10 protein-coding genes are annotated in these 17,982 nt (G+C 48.2%); 6 read left to right on the top strand and 4 right to left on the bottom strand.

Translation table 11 applies throughout. The features are described 5' to 3' along the window. Positions 1 to 9: 9 nt before the first annotated feature. From ACFODX_RS05785 to ACFODX_RS05770, 4 genes are all read left to right on the top strand, one after another. Positions 10 to 1,362: an oligogalacturonate lyase family protein gene (locus ACFODX_RS05785; RefSeq protein ID WP_378117018.1), complete on the top strand. Its 1,353-nt coding sequence runs from the start codon at positions 10 to 12 to the stop codon at positions 1,360 to 1,362. A 378-nt stretch (positions 1,363 to 1,740) separates the two neighbouring features. Further along, positions 1,741 to 4,716, top strand: coding sequence for a TonB-dependent receptor (locus ACFODX_RS05780; RefSeq protein ID WP_378117016.1), 2,976 nt, complete (start codon positions 1,741 to 1,743; stop codon positions 4,714 to 4,716). A gap of 69 nt (positions 4,717 to 4,785) precedes the next feature. Then, a complete protein-coding gene (locus ACFODX_RS05775) occupies positions 4,786 to 7,602 on the top strand; it encodes a rhamnogalacturonan lyase family protein (RefSeq protein ID WP_378117014.1) in 2,817 nt (938 codons plus the stop codon). Between the two features lie 93 nt (positions 7,603 to 7,695). Next, complete coding sequence (locus ACFODX_RS05770; protein ID WP_378117012.1) at positions 7,696 to 9,024, top strand: glycoside hydrolase family 88/105 protein; 1,329 nt, start codon at positions 7,696 to 7,698, stop codon at positions 9,022 to 9,024. Between the two features lie 75 nt (positions 9,025 to 9,099). On the opposite strand, the gene ACFODX_RS05765 is transcribed toward ACFODX_RS05770, so the two are convergent. Next, complete coding sequence (locus tag ACFODX_RS05765; RefSeq protein ID WP_378117010.1) at positions 9,100 to 9,618, bottom strand: DUF934 domain-containing protein; 519 nt, start codon at positions 9,616 to 9,618, stop codon at positions 9,100 to 9,102. After that, entirely contained in the window at positions 9,615 to 11,309 is a 1,695-nt protein-coding gene (locus ACFODX_RS05760; protein WP_378117008.1) for a nitrite/sulfite reductase, read from the bottom strand. Before ACFODX_RS05760 ends, ACFODX_RS05765 begins: the two co-directional genes overlap by 4 nt. Positions 11,310 to 11,606: 297 nt before the next feature. Here ACFODX_RS05760 and ccoG point away from each other — a divergent pair, with 297 nt between their 5' ends. Then, the gene (ccoG, locus tag ACFODX_RS05755) at positions 11,607 to 13,037 is read left to right on the top strand and encodes a cytochrome c oxidase accessory protein CcoG (protein WP_378117006.1); all 1,431 of its coding nucleotides are present in this window, start codon (positions 11,607 to 11,609) and stop codon (positions 13,035 to 13,037) included. 33 nt (positions 13,038 to 13,070) lie between these two features. Beyond that, positions 13,071 to 14,495: an aminotransferase-like domain-containing protein gene (locus ACFODX_RS05750; RefSeq protein ID WP_378117004.1), complete on the top strand. Its 1,425-nt coding sequence runs from the start codon at positions 13,071 to 13,073 to the stop codon at positions 14,493 to 14,495. A gap of 70 nt (positions 14,496 to 14,565) precedes the next feature. Here the strand turns inward: ACFODX_RS05750 and ACFODX_RS05745 are convergent, their stop codons facing one another. Both ACFODX_RS05745 and ACFODX_RS05740 read right to left on the bottom strand, forming a co-directional pair. Continuing rightward, positions 14,566 to 15,954, bottom strand: coding sequence for a glycoside hydrolase family 28 protein (locus ACFODX_RS05745; RefSeq protein WP_378117002.1), 1,389 nt, complete (start codon positions 15,952 to 15,954; stop codon positions 14,566 to 14,568). Positions 15,955 to 15,980: 26 nt separating this feature from the next. Next, complete coding sequence (locus ACFODX_RS05740; protein ID WP_378117000.1) at positions 15,981 to 17,969, bottom strand: rhamnogalacturonan lyase; 1,989 nt, start codon at positions 17,967 to 17,969, stop codon at positions 15,981 to 15,983. Positions 17,970 to 17,982 lie beyond the last annotated feature (13 nt).

The following is a 17,982-nucleotide window of genomic DNA, read 5'->3' as shown; positions in this document are numbered from 1 at the left end:
AGGTGGTTTATGAAACGCAGAGACTTATTAATAAATTCCGCATTGGGTAGTGCGCTATTGCTGCTCAGCAAACAACCCTTTAGCCAAACAAATCAAATACACACGGCAGCAAGCGCTAACTCGATACACACAGACATTCCACGCGAATGGATGGACCCGATTAGCAATAAAAAAATCCGCAGGCTCTCCAGCATCGATAATTCCAAATCCCTGTATTTTCACGACAACGCTTTTACCCATGACAGCCGTTACATGGTGATGAATACACCCAGCGGTATAGGTTTGTACGATTTTAAAGATCATAGTCACTCACTCTTGGCTGAGGGCCAGTTTGAAGTGATTATGGTGTCCTATACCAAACCCATTTGTTATGCGCGTAAATATAGCGGCGAATTCAAAGGTAAAGACAACGCTAACCTGTTTGATAATGTTGAGTATTACGCGATTGATATTCCCAGTGGCAAACAGCATTTTATTGGTGTTTTCCCCCAAGGTTTTATCACCTCCATCAATGCCGATGACAGCTTAATGGCCGGTGCCTACGCCACTGAATTTGTGGAGTTGCAGCCCGGCCCTAAAGTCGCCAATACCGATGGGGGTTATAACGCGCTGGGTGCAGATGGTAAGCCACTGAGTTTTGCCGAGGCCAAAGAGCTGCGCATGGCAGAACGACTGGCGAAAAATATCCCCATGGAAATTTTTACCATCGATATTAAAACCGGAAAACGCAAAGTGGTTACCCGCTCACGCGATTGGCTCAACCATGTGCAGTTCTCCCCTGCCGACCCGCGCAAAATCATGTACTGCCACGAAGGCCCCTGGCATATGGTAGACAGGGTGTGGACTATAGACATCAATGGCAAGAACAAACAAAAAGTTCACATGCGCAGCATGAATATGGAAATTGCCGGCCATGAATTTTTTTCCTTTGATGGCAAAACCATTTATTACGATTTGCAAACCCCGCGCGGCGAAGTCTTTTGGTTGGCCACTTACCATATGGAAACCCAACAGCGCCACTGGTATCACCTGGAGCGCAACGAATGGTCTGTGCATTACCAAATTTCGCGCGATGGAAAAATGCTGGCCGGTGATGGCAGCGATCACGAGATGGTCGCGCGCGCCGAAGACGGCAAATATATTTATTTGTTTGAACCGGAAATTATTCAAGACATAGCGGTAAGCGCCCCCAATGCCGCGCAATTAATTCGCCCCGGCAAATTAAAAAGCACCAAGCTCGTGGACATGCACAAACACGACTACCGCGTAGAACCCAACCTGCAGTTTTCGCCAGACGGAAAATATTTGGTGTTCCGCTCCAATATGCACGGGCCTATTCACGCTTACGCGGTAGAGCTTTAACGCAAGGCTCGCCCAACCGAGCATTCATCACCTGAGTTCCATCCCAGTCGCAATATTACTGCCCGAACTATTTAAACGGCCTCATCCTGGATGAGGCCGCTTTTTTATTGTTTGCATTTAGCTTTTGTTGTTTGCATGGAATGCCCGCGCAGCAACAACAATAAAAACAACAACGACAACCATCAGCTCAATAAAAATGATTGAGACGCCATGGCGCAAACCCCTCTCTGTTCAGGGTTACAGGTGATGTTACCTATGACCACACATGATTGCTATTGACCATATATGTGATTATTTATGATTGACCATGAATAAATCAGATATTAATATCCAAATCGCAGTAAAAATAACCGCTAATAATATAAAAGAGAGGGAATAATGATTAATTTCAATCACGTTAAATCATCACGTAAAACAGCCGACAATCTCCCGTTTTCACGCAAGTTGCTCGCCAGTGGTATTGCATCCCTGCTGGTTGCCGGTACAGGTTTAGTTAGCTTGACCCCCAGTGCCCTTGCGCAACAAGCGGCAAGCGTCACCAACAATGCCGACAAAGAAATCATTGAAGAAGTTGAGGTATCCGGCATTCGTTTTAGTCAGCGCAGCGCACTCGACCGCAAAAAAGCGGCGGTGACCATGACTGACTCTCTGGTCGCCGAAGATATTGGCGCCTTCCCCGATAAAAATATCGCCGAAGCATTACAGCGTATTCCCGGTGTACAAATTGGTCGCGACAACGGTGAAGGTTCATCGGTGAGCGTGCGCGGTGTAGACCCGGATTTGCTGCGCGTGGAATTAAACAGCGTAGGTGCCATGGGCATGGGCGGCAGCCGCGGCGTGGACTTCCGCGATATGGCTTCCGAGTTAGTTAAATCACTGGACGTTATTAAAGGTTCAGAAGCGCGTTTAACTGAAGGTGGTATTGGCGGCACGATTCAAGTGAACACGCGCAAACCCAATGAATTTGAAAATAACTTTTTTTCGGCCAATGGCGAAGTGCAATACAACGATTTGATTGGCGATGCCATGCCCAAAACCAATTTAATTGGTGTATACAAATTTAATGAAAAACTCGGTGTACTGGTAAACGTTACTGCTGCCGATAAAGACACAGTACTACACGGTATTCGCAACACAGAATGGGCACGTTTTGCTGACTACGATGGCGATGCCGCAAAAACATCGGTTAACCCCAAATACGAAAATATTACCGAACAATCCGGTTGCTCCAGCATTTCAGTTGTCGCTGACCGCAATGTGTGTTTGGCGCAATGGCAGGAATTTGTGCCCTACTTACCGCGTTATGGAATTTGGGCGCGCAAGGAAGACCGTTTAAGTGCAAACACCATGGTGCAATACGCCTTTACCGATAGCCTCTCCGCTTATGTAGGTTACACCTATAACGAGCGGGATAAGTCGGCCTACGACATTAATATGCAGTTTGAAACCAACTCTGCAGCGCGCTTAAAACCAGAGTCGGTTGTTGTGGATGACAGAAAAAATGTCGTTGGTTTTAAAACCCGCGATGCAACCGTGAGCAACCGTGTACTGGATATAGATTGGTATCAAGAAACCAGTATGCTCGAAACCGGTTTTGAATACAGTCAGGATAAATTCCAGGCCTCGGGTGTTATTGCCCGTTCAACCTCGGAGCAGGATATTGATTCACGCGGCACCACCGTATGGGCGGGCGGTATTGTCGATATGGAGGTCACATTAAACCGCGAAGGTTTACCAAATATTGATTTAAGTAATGCCTATATCCGCAACGCCAGTGATTTAACCGATACCTCCAACAAGTTCGATCTGAATAATCCTGCCAGTTATTCCGGTGGTGCCGCCTATAACTATCGCCCCATGGAAGATGAAACCCAGGAAGATATGGCAAAACTGGATTTTGCCTACTCACCTGATGCCGGTTTCTTTACCAAATTCCAAACCGGTTACCAATTCAACACCCAGGAATTTACCAACGCAAACTATGCCTACAACATAGTTCGCAACGTTGGCGCTAACTATAACGGCCAAGTCTGGAGTATGGCTGATCAAATTGCGCTGATTGAAGGTCGTACCAAAAGCACGCCTGATTTCTTTAAAAATTTCAGCCTCAGTACTTACGCCCCAAGTTCATGGCAAGCAATAGATTCCAAAGCCATTTTGGAAGAGCTGAGAGCCATTAGTGCCGATAACACTACCCGTAACGATTTGAATGTGAATCGCGGCAATTTTGATGTGGATGTATCAACCAATGCGTTTTATGGCCAAGCCAATTTTGAAATGCAAATTGGCAGCATGCCGTTAAAAGGTAACTTTGGTGTGCGGGTAGTGGACACTAAAACCACGGCGAATGGCGATGTCACTATCCGTGTGATGGTGGATCAGTTAGATGCTAATGGTAACCCCGTAGTTAACCCGGTTACCGGTGCTTATGCAGCGCCTATTGAAGCTATAGATCACCCGGATGCATTTAACGGTCGCAAATCCATTAAGGAAGGCTACACAGAAACCTTGCCGAGCCTGAACCTGACGCTGGGTTTAATTCCGGATGAATTGGAATTATTTTTTGGTGCCGCAAAAGTGATGGCACACCCGCGCATTGCAGACATTAACGTGAACGCCACCTGTGTAATTAACGACTACACCCAAGCCGAAATTGATGATCTTCCCAATACCTGTACGGCGGGAAATCCGGCCTTGAATCCTTATGTGGCTAACCAGTTGGATCTGGCATTAACCTGGTATCCGAATGAAGATTCAATTGTGTCTGCCGCTTTCTTTTCCAAAAAAATGGATAACTGGATTTTTGATCCGGACACCCAGTACGACGTGGACTTTTTTAACGATGGCCGCGTGTGGGATGTGCGTCAGCGATACAACAATACCGGTGCAACTACCAAAGGTGTTGAACTCCAGGCCAGCACCATGTTCACCATGTTGCCTGCACCCTTTGACGGTTTAGGTGGTAGCGTTAACTACACCTATATGAAAGCGGAGGATGTAGGTTTATTTGATGGCATTACCGGCGAGGAATTGCCCTTCCCCCAACAATCACAAGACAGCTACAACATCAGTGCGTTTTACGAAACCGATGTGTGGGGTGTGCGCCTTGCTTACAACTTCCGCGGCGAATATTTATGGCGGGCATCTGATCGCTCAGGCAACCCACTGTACGTCGATGATGGCGGTTATTTGGATGCAAAATTCAATTACAACCTGACCGAAAAACTTAAATTTTACATCGATGGTCGCAACCTGACCAAAGAGGTATTGGTATATAACTCAGGCGAAGGTCGTATGGCGCAATACGATTATTCCGGCAGAGAATTTGCCATTGGCCTCACCTACAAAATGTAATTATTGTTCGCTAAACCCCGACTAATCCTCGGGGTTTTTTATTATCAACCCTAAGGAGAATAACCAATAATGAAACTCTCTTACATCAACACATCCCTTAACAGCCTGAAGCGGCCTTGGTTGCGCAAGGCGGTTATTTCCGTTTGCGCACTCACCGCTTTATCAGCGCCGCTGAGCCAGGCGCATCAGCAGCATGACAACAAAACGCAGGATTGTGCTGAATCACAAGCCTGTAAAATTAAAAAATCAGTGGAGGATCTGGATCGCGGTTTAGTTGTAATTCCCACTGCAAGCGGCAATGCCATCAGCTGGCGCTTACTGCAAAAAGATCCAGCCAACAAAGGCTTTCACGTATTTCGCAACGGTAAAAAGTTAACCAAAAAGCCGCTCGAATCCGCGACTTTTTTTATGGATAGCCAAGGCAAAGCAGGCGATAAATATCAAGTGATGATTGAAGGTGAACATCACCTGCAAGATAAAAAAGCGAATAACGCAACGGCATGGAACAAGGCTTATTTAAGTATTCCACTTAATAAACCCAAGAGTGATTCCATTTTAGGTGTGGTGCATGACTACAGCGCTAACGATGCGAGTGTTGCCGATTTGGATGGCGATGGCGACTACGAAGTGATTGTGAAATGGAATCCATCCAACGCCAAAGACAACTCCCAAAGCGGTTACACCGGCAATGTATTTATCGATGCCTATACATTAGAAGGTGAACAACTTTGGCGAATTAATTTGGGCAAAAATATTCGCGCCGGTGCGCACTACACCCAATTTATCGCCTACGACTTTGACGGAGATGGCCGCGCCGAAATTGCCATGAAAACAGCAGATGGCACAGTCGATGGTCGCGGCACAGTGATTGGCAATGCCAGTGCGGATTATCGCAACAGCGGCGGTTATATTTTAAATGGGCCAGAATATTTAACCATGTTTGATGGTTTATCGGGCGAAGCACTGGATACCATCGATTATGTTCCCCAGCGCGGCAACGTAGGCAGCTGGGGCGATACCTACGGCAATCGTGTGGATCGTTTCCTTGCCGGTGTTGCTTATTTAAATGGCGAAACACCGAGCCTGTTAATGGCGCGGGGTTATTACACTCGCGCGGTAGTTTCCGCCTTTGATTGGGTGGATGGAAAATTCACTAGTCGCTGGGTATTTGATACCAATAATGGCAACGGTGATGAAATTGTTTACGGCCAGGGTGCACACAGTTTGTCCATCGCTGATGTTGATAATGATGGCCGCGATGAAATTATTTACGGCGCTGCCACCATCGACGACAACGGCCATGCGCTCTACAGCACAGGTTTAGGTCACGGCGATGCACTGCATGTTTCCGATATAGACCCTACTCGTCCCGGTAAAGAAATTTTTATGGTGCATGAATGCCCCGCTTGCTACACCAAAGACGGTATGGAATATGGAGTTGAATTGCACGATGCCGCCACCGGGCAAATTATTTGGAGCCGCCCAACTAACGGCGGCGATATTGGTCGCGGTGTCAGTATTGATATAGACCCGCGTTTTCCCGGCAACGAAAACTGGAGTTCTTCTGCTGTCGCCGGGCTAGTGGCTGCTAATGGTCAGTTGATTGGCGATGTTCGCCCGCCGCAAGTGAACTTTGCACTCTGGTGGGACGGCGATTTATCCCGTGAAATTCTGGACGGCAATAAAATCTATAAATGGGATTACGAAAATAATCTTTCCAACGTGATTTTGAATGGCGATTTATACAGCGCCGTTTCTGCCAACGGCACTAAAGCAACACCGGCATTATCGGCCGATATTTTTGGTGACTGGCGCGAGGAAGTGATCTGGGCCAAAGCAGACAGCAGCGAGCTAATGATTTTCTCCAGCCCTATTCCAACACAGCAACGTATTCCAACACTCATGCAAAACCCGCAGTACCGCACGGCAATTGCCTGGCAAAACGTAGGTTACAACCAACCGCCGCACCCGAGTTTTTATTTAGGCAGCGATATGCAAACTGTGCCTGATTATCAAGTCACCGAAGCGGATGCTGCACCCTGGGCAAAACTGGTAGCGCGTGGTGATGCCACTAAAATCACCGTGCAACTGCACAGCCACAACGCAAAATTTCAGGGCGCACTTATATTCCGTGAAATTGAAAATGATCCAAATAGCCGCATTAGCCTGGGGCGAATTATTGGCGAACAAGGCCAACTCATCGACACCCAGGTAGTACCTGATGTGAATTACATTTATTCAGCGGAACTGCGCGGTGGTAAACCACATACCCAACTGGCGGTGGGCACATCCAAAACCCAATTAACTGTCAGTTTAATTCCACAACTTGAGTTTAGTATTTTAAACAACAAGGTTCCGGTACAGCTGGCGTGGCGCACAGCCAATATGGATATTCGTGCAATTAGTATTTACCGCGCAGAAGTAACAAATAACAGCATTCCCGCCGATTTTAGTACTAGCCAATTAGTAGGCAGCGCGGCAACTGATGCTATTGCCTGGCAAGATTCAACAGCAACACCGAGTAAAAATTATTATTACTGGGTGGAATTTGATAATGCCGTGAGTAATTCACTGGTGCGTTCAGAGCCGGTTTATGTCGCTACTATATTGCAACCAAAAACCAATTTAGTGAGCAGCAAAGTAGCCAACGGAATCAGCCTCAGTTGGCAACTGCAGGACTTCCCTGCCATACGCACGGTAGAGATTTACCGCAATACGCGCGCGCAGGCCAGCGGCAGAACCCGGGTAATTGCCAGCGCGCCACAAAGCGGCACACTGGTAGATACAGGTGTGGTTGCCGGCACCACTTACTGGTACATGTTTAAACTCACCATGACTGATGGCACAACCGTAAATACTGACCCTGAAGCCAGCATTACTTATTAACCTTGCAAAAAATGCCGATCTTATATTTAAGGTCGGCATTTTTTATTGCCTAATTATTTATATAAGCCACAACAACCAGCACGGGGATTTATCGTGAAGTTCACCCAAATATTCGCCATAGCACTGACGATTAGCAGCAGCTTGATGTTTATGTCATCTCAGGCAGAACCCATCAACAACAAAATTCCTGAGCCTGACAAAACGATTAACATTGTTAAAAAACTGGCCTCAGCGGAAGTGGCGCGGCTAAAAGAAATAGAAACCAAACCCGAATTAAAGCGGCGTCACATTAACACCAACTGGATCTCCGCTACGTTTTTTGTCGGCACAGCCAAATTAGTGGATGTTGCCGATGTACCGGACGTGCTCGCCTTTAATATGGACACTGCACAGCATTTTAATTACGCCCACCAGGGCCACGGCGCACCGGTACATTTAATTAATGCCGACGACCAAGCGATTGGCGATTTATACCAGGCCATTTATTTACGCACCGGTTTGCCCGGTGTACTTATGCCGCTGCAGCAGCGGCTGGATTACACCCTGCCCTATTTGGCAATTACGCCGGCACCGCAAAAATTAGTCTGGTGGTGGTGCGATTCTTTATTTATGGCACCGCCAGTATTAACACGCATGTCAGCCATTACTGGCGACAGCAAATATATTAATGCGATGAATGTGCAATTCTGGCGAGTGCACCAGCGGCTGTACGATACCAAAGAACATTTATTTGCCCGCGACGAACGTTTTATTGAGCGCCGCTCCGCCAATGGTAAAAAAATATTCTGGTCGCGCGGCCAAGGCTGGGTAGTGGCAGGCATTGCTCGTATTTTAGAAACCATGCCAGAGAATTATCCGAGCCGGCCGCAATACGTAACATTATTTCAAGAGATGGTGGCCAGCATCGCTAAACACCAACAGCCCGATGGACTCTGGCGCGCGAGTTTATTGGACCTGGAAGCCCACCCTGAACCGGAAACCTCCGGCACCGCATTTTTTACCTACGCCATGGCATTTGGCATTAACCACGGTTTATTGGAACGCGATATTTATTTACCAAAAGTACTAAATGGCTGGGCTGGTTTAAATAATTATATTTTGCCGAGCGGAATACTGGGCCAGGTGCAATCGGCCGGCGACCAACCAGTGCCCACCAAACGCGAAACTACCGCGCTCTATGCCTCGGGCGCATTTATTTTAGCGGGCTTGGAAGTGGCAAAATTACATCAGCCAATCACTAAGCTGCCTGTATCGCTCCCCAAATCTCCCAAACCGGAATACCACGCCAGCGATATTCCCCCAAGCCCCTTGCCCGCCAACCCAACCCCCGAGCAAGTGCGCGAAGACAAGCGCCGCAATGCCGAAAAACAAGCAGTGAAAGATTTGATGTTTGATCCTTGGGTGGATTATTCACAACAATAATATTCAAATTTTTATTTTCACTCGACGCTAAAAGTGGATGCCCGCAAATGCGGGTGTCCCTAGGGCGATTTAAAATTACCGTCGCCGAAATAAGGGTTGGGGTTCAATAACCGAGCGGCCATATAAAACGCTAATCCCCGATAAACCTTTTAGCGCATCCACTGCGGATTTATCCTCGCGAATGGCAAAACTGGTAAATCCGCAGTGACGCATATGGCTTAACTGATCGCGCAATACATCACCTACTGCGCGCAATTCACCGGTCCACCCCAAACGGCGGCGTAATACATAGGCTTGGGTGTAGGCGCGGCCATCGCGAAAGCTTGGAAATTGCAGCGCAATTAGTGGCACTACTGCTAACCATTGTTTTACCGCCTCTTCCTCTTCATCGGGCGCCAACCAAAAGCCTTGCTCACTCTTCTGTTCTCCATGCAATACGGTATCCGGCTGATATTTTTGCCACAGCGAAAAGGGCAGAATCAGTTTTTGGTGCGCAGAAAACTCAACCAATTCGGTTTCAGAATTAATTAAAATCCACGGATCTTGCTCCACAATGTGCGCACCGCTTTGCGCAAGTGCAATAACATTATTCATGGCAAAACCTCCGCTGGTTGCTGCTGCGGTGATGCTGAATTTTGGTAGAGGCTTTCTTTAAAGGGGTCAATACCAATTCGCTGCACCAGATCGATAAACGGCTCATCCATTTCGCGATAATTTTTATAAGTGGTGATTATTTTTTCAATCACATCCGGCATTTCTGCAGCAGAAAATGCCGGGCCAATTACCTTACCCAAACAACTCTCATTGCCCTGAGCGCCACCCAAGGTGACCTGATAAAACTCGCTGCCATTTTTATCCACACCCAATATGCCGATATTGCCAATGTGATGATGACCACAGGCATTCATGCAGCCGGAAATATTTAGGCTGAGTTCACCAATGCCCTGCAAATAATCCAGATCATCAAAACGCTGTTGAATCGCTTGGGCAATCGGGATGGATTTGGCGTTAGCAAGCGAGCAGTAATCACCACCGGGGCAAGCAATAATATCGGTGAGCAAACCGGCGTTGGGTGTTGCCATGCCGATTAAATCCAGCGCTTGCCATAAGGCAAATAAATCCGCTTTGCGCACATCCGGAAGTACCAGATTTTGTTCGTGGGCGACACGCACTTCACCAAAACCAAATTGTTCGGCAAGTGCAGCAATTACCTCCATTTGTTCAGCGGTAACATCACCCGGCGGCGCGCTTATGCCAGGTTTGGTGGAAATAATAACAGCCGCATAACCCGCCGTTTTATGCGTAACTACACTGCGTGTAACCCAACGGGAAAAATCAGGGTTATTAGATAATTGGGTGCTGTATTCAAAATCCGGCGCGGGCAATAACGCATAGTCTGGTGGTGTAAATGACGCCGCTATACGCTGGTATTCCTGCTCAGTAATTTCCGCCGGGCCATTATTAATTGCCTGCCACTCGCGCTCTACTTCCTCTGCAAAGGCGGCAATACCCAGCGCTTTTACCAGAATTTTAATACGCGCTTTGTATTTGTTATCGCGCCGGCCGTGGCGATTGTATACGCGCAAAATAGCTTCTACATAAGAGAGCAAATGGCGCCAGGGCAAATCGTTTTTAATTGCTAAACCGATAATCGGCGTGCGCCCTAAGCCACCGCCCACATAAACACGCAGCAGCATTTCTCCGCTGTTATCGCGATACAGATGCAAGCCAATGTCGTGCACTTTTATCGCGGCACGATCTTGTTCGGCCGAGGAAATCGCAATTTTAAATTTGCGTGGTAAAAATAAAAATTCCGGGTTGATGGTTGACCACTGACGCAACAATTCAGCCAAGGGGCGCGGGTCGATAATTTCATCGGCCGCGACACCGGCAAAAGCTTCAGTGGTGACATTGCGCACACAGTTGCCCGAGGTCTGAATCGCATGCATTTGCGCCGCCGCCAGGCAATCCAGAATATCCGGCGCCTGTTCTAATTGAATCCAATTAAACTGAATATTCTGGCGCGTGGTGAAATGGCCGTAACCTTTATCGTAGGTGCGTGCAATGTGCGCCAGGGTGCGCAGCTGATGGCTGGATAAGACGCCGTAAGGAATCGCCACGCGCAACATATAAGCGTGTTTTTGTAGATACAAACCGTTTTGCAAACGCAACGGCAAAAATTCCTCTTCTGTTAGCTCACCATTCAAACGGCGCGCCACTTGATCCCTGAATTGTTCCACCCGCTCACGCACCAGCGCGTAATCATAATCATCGTAGTTATACATAACAGAGCACCACACACATAACAGAGCACCGGATTGGCAGCCAAGGTTGATCGCTTACCTTAGCCCTGCTCTGTACTGCAAAACAGTTGCAGATAAGCAGAATTACTACAGATCAGATACGCGTCCTGCAGTCATAACCAGATCATCTGCTACGGTGTTTTTCGCTGAAACTGAATCTGTTACCGGTACAGATGGAATCCCATACTGACGGCACGCATTCCATTAGCCATCAAGCATTCCTATTGACCAGGTGATGGCTGAGCACGGGATGACCGACCACATAGAGAGAAGCCCGTCATGAGCGAACATATTCCGGTACAGCAGCTGCCCGTCTCGCGCAAACTCACCCCCGCTGAACGCGGCGGAAAAATTCATACGCGCAGTTTTAGTGGCGTTTTTCGCCGCCTGCGCATCAGTATCGCCGGTGTGCTGGCGCTATTATTTTTTGGCACAGCCTGGATTAATTGGGACGGCCACCAAGCAGTGTTGTGGGATTTAAGTGAACGGAAATTCTATGTGTTTGGCACTACTTTTTTACCCGAGGATTTTTTGCTACTCGCGTTTGCAATGAGCATAAGCGCATTTCTATTACTCGCGGTAACGGTAATCGCCGGGCGAGTCTGGTGCGGTTACGCCTGCCCACAAAGCACCTGGACCTGGGCATTTATGTGGATGGAAAAAATCACCGAAGGCGATAGCTATCAACGTGTAAAACTGGATGCGGCGCCCTGGTCCCTGAATAAATTGTTGCGCCGAAGCAGCAAACACATTTTGTGGCTAGCAGCTTCACTCGCCACCGGCATCGCCTTTATGGGTTATTTTATGCCGGTGCGTGATTTGGTGAGCGATTTAGTCACTGTGCAGCTGGAGGGCAATTATGCATTTTGGGTATTTTTTATCGCCGGCATGACCTATTTAAATGGCGGCTGGCTGCGCGAAAAAGTCTGCACCCACATGTGCCCTTACGCGCGCTTTCAAAGTGTGATGTTTGATAAAGACACATTAATTATTGGTTACGATGCACAGCGCGGCGAGAGCCGTGGAGCCCGCAGAAAAGAGGAAGATCATCGCGCAAAAAATTTGGGTGATTGCATCGACTGCCATATGTGTGTGCAGGTTTGCCCAACCGGTATTGATATTCGCAATGGCTTGCAAATGGATTGCATAGGTTGTGCGGCTTGTGTGGATGCCTGCGATTCGGTGATGGATAAAATGGGTTACGCGCGCGGTTTGGTGAGCTATACCAGTGAGCGCTTATTGGAATTGCCGTCCGCACAACGCAGCGCAATAAAACCCGGCATTCGCTGGCGCACCAGTCTGGTGGCCTATCTAGTTGCTATTGCGGTACTACTGGCAATTCTTGCACTGGGTTTACAGGCGCGCGAGCAAATGGCGTTAAGTGCATACCGCGACCGCAATGTATTGCGCACTAATTCATTGGGTGAACAAGTGAATGTGTATCGCCTGAAATTAACCAACAAAACCCAGCAAATACAAACTTATCAACTCACCTTGGCAAGCGATAAGCCACTGTATTTGACCAAAGCCTACCAGCTGACACTGGCTGCCGGTGAACGCCTGGAGTTGCCCGTTGCGGTAGCACTCAAACACCATGATCCCATCCACAACAGGGGTGGTCATATCAATTTTAATTTCCAGATGAACAATGTGAATCAGCCGGAACAGACCATTGAGCAGTCCGCCAGTTTTATCTACCAAACAAAATAGGCAAATAATCCATGACTGGCTTATGATTCCTTTATGAAACTCTATGAACAATTTGCAGAAAATATCGCCGAACTGATTCGTACCGGCACCTTAAAACCGGGCGAAAAAATTCCCTCGGTACGTACCGCCAGCCGCACCCACAACATCAGTGCTGCCACCGTGTTTCAGGCCTATTACCTACTGGAGCGGCGCGGGCTTATTGAGGCCCGTGCACGCTCCGGTTATGTGGTGCGCAACAATGCTGGCAGCCTGCTCGCTGCACCACAATTAAATGACAACGCACAAGCGCGGCATGAAATTGCGGCGACCGAAGTGGATGTCAGCGAATTGGTTTTTTCCGTGCTGGATTCCATTAAAGACCCCAATACCATTCCCTTGGGTTCGGCTTTTCCCAGCCCGGATTTATTTCCCCTGCCACGGCTGGCGCGCTCCATGAATAAAGCACTGCGCGATATAACGCCGCAAGCCATAGTGACCGACATGACCAGCGGCAATGCCAATTTGCGCCGCCAAATTTTGTTGCGTGCGATGACTGCTGGCAATAAATACACTGCCGACGAATTGATTATTACCAGCGGCGCGCTGGAAGCGCTGAGTTTATCGCTACAAACTGTGACCAGCCCCGGTGATCTGGTGGCCATTGAATCGCCCGCTTTTTATGCCTGCTTGCAAGTGCTGGAGCGGTTGAAATTAAAAGCGGTAGAAATTCCGGTTCACCCAAGCGAAGGCATGGATCTGGATACTTTGGCCGATACACTCACTCGTTTACCAATTAAAGCGATTTGGGTCATGAGCAGTTACCACAATCCACTCGGCGCCAGCATGAGTGATGACAAGAAAAAAGCCTTTTGTGAATTAATCGCCAAGCACCAAATTCCCGCGATTGAAGACGATGTTTACGCCGAACTCTATTTTGGCAACCAGCAGGCCAAACCCTTAAAAAGTTTTGATCAGCATAATTTAATTATGTATTGCAGTTCATTTTCCAAAAGCCTGGCACCGGGTTACAGAGTCGGCTGGGTAGCCGGTGGAAAGTTCGCCGAAAAAATTTATCGCCTGCAACTCATGAGCACCATCTCCCCCTCGGTGCCTGCACAAGCGGCGATTGCCGATTATTTACAGCACGGCGGTTTTGATCGCCACCTGCGCAAACTGCGCGAAACGCTGGAGGCTCAACAGCGACAGATGCTGCTCGCCATTGAAAAGTTTTTCCCCAGCGGTACCCGTGTAACCCAACCAAAAGGCGGTTATTTTCTGTGGGTGGAATTACCCACGCAGGTAGATTCACTACAACTCTTTAAACTCGCCCTGGCACAAGGCATCAGCATCGCACCCGGCCCAATCTTCTCCGCCTCCCGCCGCTTCCGCCACTGCATCCGCCTGAACTATGGCAATAGCTGGACGCCACAAATAGAAGAAGCAATGAAAGTGTTAGGGCGATTGATGGCTTCTTTTTAATGAACTTTAATAAACCTTATGGCGCGCTGACTCACGCAAGGGTTAAACAAACCACCCTATTTGTGCAGGTTTAATTAAACTTAAAATTCACCACATTCTCAGTGGCAAGCGCTTTACCTGACACAGAATTCACTTTGATATTTTCAAGTGTAAGATTGCGCACCGGCAGCTCCGCAGTTGCATTTACACTGCAAACATAGCTGGCGCTTTTTGCGCGCACATTGGAAACCACTATATTTTCAATAGGAGTTAATTTGCGCTCCAAGGTTGGAGTCAGGTTGCGCCATTGGTAGAGCACATCGGTATCTATAGCGACTACACCACCTTGCAAATTATCGGCAGTAATATCTTCCATATAGATATTCTTAACAAAACCACCACGGCGCTCATTGGTTTTAATAAAAAGTAAGTTGGTCAGCGGGGGAATTTTGGTGTTGGTAATTGGCTCTACCACACAGGAGTGCATGTATACATTTTCGATACCACCCGCAATTTCGCTGCCAATGGCTAATAATTGATGGCCATTTTTTACAACGCAATTTCTGATAACTATATTGCGACAGGGCGTGCTCAATCGCCAGGCATCAAACTCGCGGCCGGATTTCACCGATATCGCATCATCGCCCTGATCAAAAATACAATTTTCAATCAGTACATTGGTGCACATTTCCGGGTCGGCGCCATCGTTATTGTGCCCGTGGGCATTCACCTTCACACCGCGAATAGTCACGTTGTTGCACAGATAAGGATGGATAACCCAGAAAGGGCTGTTGTTAATGGACACGTCTTCAATCAATACATTGTTGCAACGATTGAATTGAATAAATTGCGGCCGCAGGTTGGCACTGCCTTGGGTCATGTCACGCTGTTGCACCGGAACATTTTTATGGGCCATGTAATAGAGTTCAACCAATGCATCCATATGGGGTTTAGGGCGGGCATACCATTCGCGCCAAATATCCAGCTTGGCAATTAATTTTCCTTTACCACTGAGCCCGACATTTTCGCACTCGTAGGCGTAAATCAACGGCGAATAGTTGTAACACTCCAATCCCTCCCAGGTTGAGTGCACCGCGGGCAGATAATCCTGCGGGTTGCTGGAGAAAACTAATTCTGCACCTTCGGCGATATGTAAATTCACATGACTTTTTAAATGGATTTTTCCGCTAGGCCACACACCCGGCGGCACAATAACCACACCACCAAATTCAGCAGCGGCAGCAATAGCCGCATGAATTGCTGCTGAGGTTTTTTGTTGACTCGCCGGGTCTGCGCCAAAATCGATAATGTTAAATAATTTTAATCCCGCAAATGAAGGTGCAGTCACACGCATAGCACCGAAGGGTGTTTCCAATTGTGTTGTGTTCATTTTTTTGTCGCGACTGGAGTAAACACAGGATGGTAAAAACGGCATTACCGCTATGGTTTTGAGCAGGGTGCGTTTTGTTGTTAATGGCATAATTTCAACACCTAGTAGAATAAACTTTATTCAGCGTTCGCTGTTTGCGGCAGTGAAAAACCGGGGTGTGGCGGCTGGTTGTAGGCCGTGTTTTGCCATGCAAGGGCAACGCGGTATTGCGAGTCCTGCAGCAGTGTTGTCATACCAATATCCGTGGGAATACTGGTGGAATATATGCGCAGTGATTGATTATCCTGTGCGCGCAGTATTAATTCCTCGCGCCAATCACCCAATATATCGCCCGACAACGCCGGGTTAGCTTTGGTGCCGTTATTGGAACTAGTGCCTTGGGTAACTAATAGCGGCACACTGGCATTATGTTGCCAATCCCATTTGTAAATGCTGGTTCCATCCAAAAGTTCGCGCTGTGTATCGCCGTCCCACCAGATGGCAAAATTCACTTGCTGTGGTCGCACCGGGGCAATGGTTTCACCTTTTGCATTAAATAATTCCGCTGCATTAAGTGCCCAATTTTCTGCACCCGGGTGACGCGGATCTATATCGGCCGCGAGGCCTCTGCCGTTGTCTTTTTCGGCGGATTTTTTCCACAATACCTTGCCACTGGCAAGATCAATTAACGCTGAACCCACTCCGCCATTAGCGCGTACACCTTCATACACATTAAAAGATTCCAAACCGGGATTTTCCAAATCCAAATCGGAAACATGTAGCGCATCACCATGACCAAAACCAGTAGTCCATTTGGGCGAGCCGTCGTGATCAATGGCCATAGCGCCGTAAATAATTTCGTCTTTACCATCAGCATCTATATCGGCAACCGATAATTGATGATTGCCCTGCCCGCTAAAACCCTGGGGAACATCCTTGGCTTCGGAATCAAACACCCAGCGGGTAGAAATTTTCCCTGCGCGAAAATCGTAAGCGGCAATTACACTGCGGGCGTAATAACCGCGCGCCATAATTACGCTGGGACGCACACCATCCAAATAGGCAACACCGGCCAGATAACGCTCGGAGCGATTGCCGTAACCATCCCCCCACACCGCTTTCATTTGTTCGGCGGTTGGATTATCGTTACCCGGTGCACGCTGGGGGATGTAGGGAACCGTGTCCAATACTTTTCCCGTTGCCCCCTCAAAAACGGAAAAATATTCCGGCCCGGTTAGTACGCGGCCAGTTAATTGGCCCATTAGTTTTCCGTCGGTTGTTACTACTGAACCCGTGCGATCGCGCACTTCCAACTCACCGCCGTGACTCACCCAATCCGCCTTGGCGTCACCGATGATTGCTCCCTCGCCATCGATTGTGCCATCTGCGGTTTTCATAGCAATTTCTGCGCGCCCGTCACCGTCAAAGTCGTACACCATAAATTGGGTGTAATGCGCGCCTGAACGAATATTTTTGCCAAGATTAATTCGCCATAATTGTTCGCCTTCCAGCGTATATGCATCGAGATAAGTAACGCCGGTATAACCGCCAAAGGCGTTATCTTTGGAATTACTCGGGTCCCACTTCAATACAATTTCGTAGCGGCCATCGCCATCCAAATCACCCACGCTCGCATCATTGGCGCTGTAGGAATAAACCTGGCCATCCGGGGTTTTGTCATCGGCCGGTGGGGTGATTGGAATATTTAGAAAGGGTTGATCCCAGGCCTGTGTTGTTGCAATCACTTGTTCACCCACACGCAACTCGTAATTTGCACCGGCCTTGCCCTTGGTATCTAAAAAATTGCTGCGACTGCTGACTGCAGTTTCGGTAATTTTTTTACCATCGCGATAAATATCTACTGCAAAGCCCGCTGCGTCCTGCTGCAATTTTCGCCAACTCACCAACACACCTTCCGCACCGGGCACGGCGATTAAACCGCGATCCAGCAGCTCTATTTGCCGCGCTATTTTTTCAGTAGTAGCAGGCTTATCGCTACTGCTTAACGAGGCACCAGTCGCGGGATTTTTCTCCCGTGCTTTTTCCGAGCAGGCAGATAGACCCAGCACTAGACATAGCACCATGATCAGGAATGTGTATTGCTTGTTTACAGTAAATACTCGCATGACATACCTCGCC

Source organism: Cellvibrio fontiphilus (assembly GCF_042646205.1).
Lineage (GTDB): Bacteria > Pseudomonadota > Gammaproteobacteria > Pseudomonadales > Cellvibrionaceae > Cellvibrio > Cellvibrio fontiphilus_A.
The sequence above is the reverse complement of the archived record's forward strand: the minus strand, read 5'-3'. Positions and strand labels throughout refer to the sequence as shown.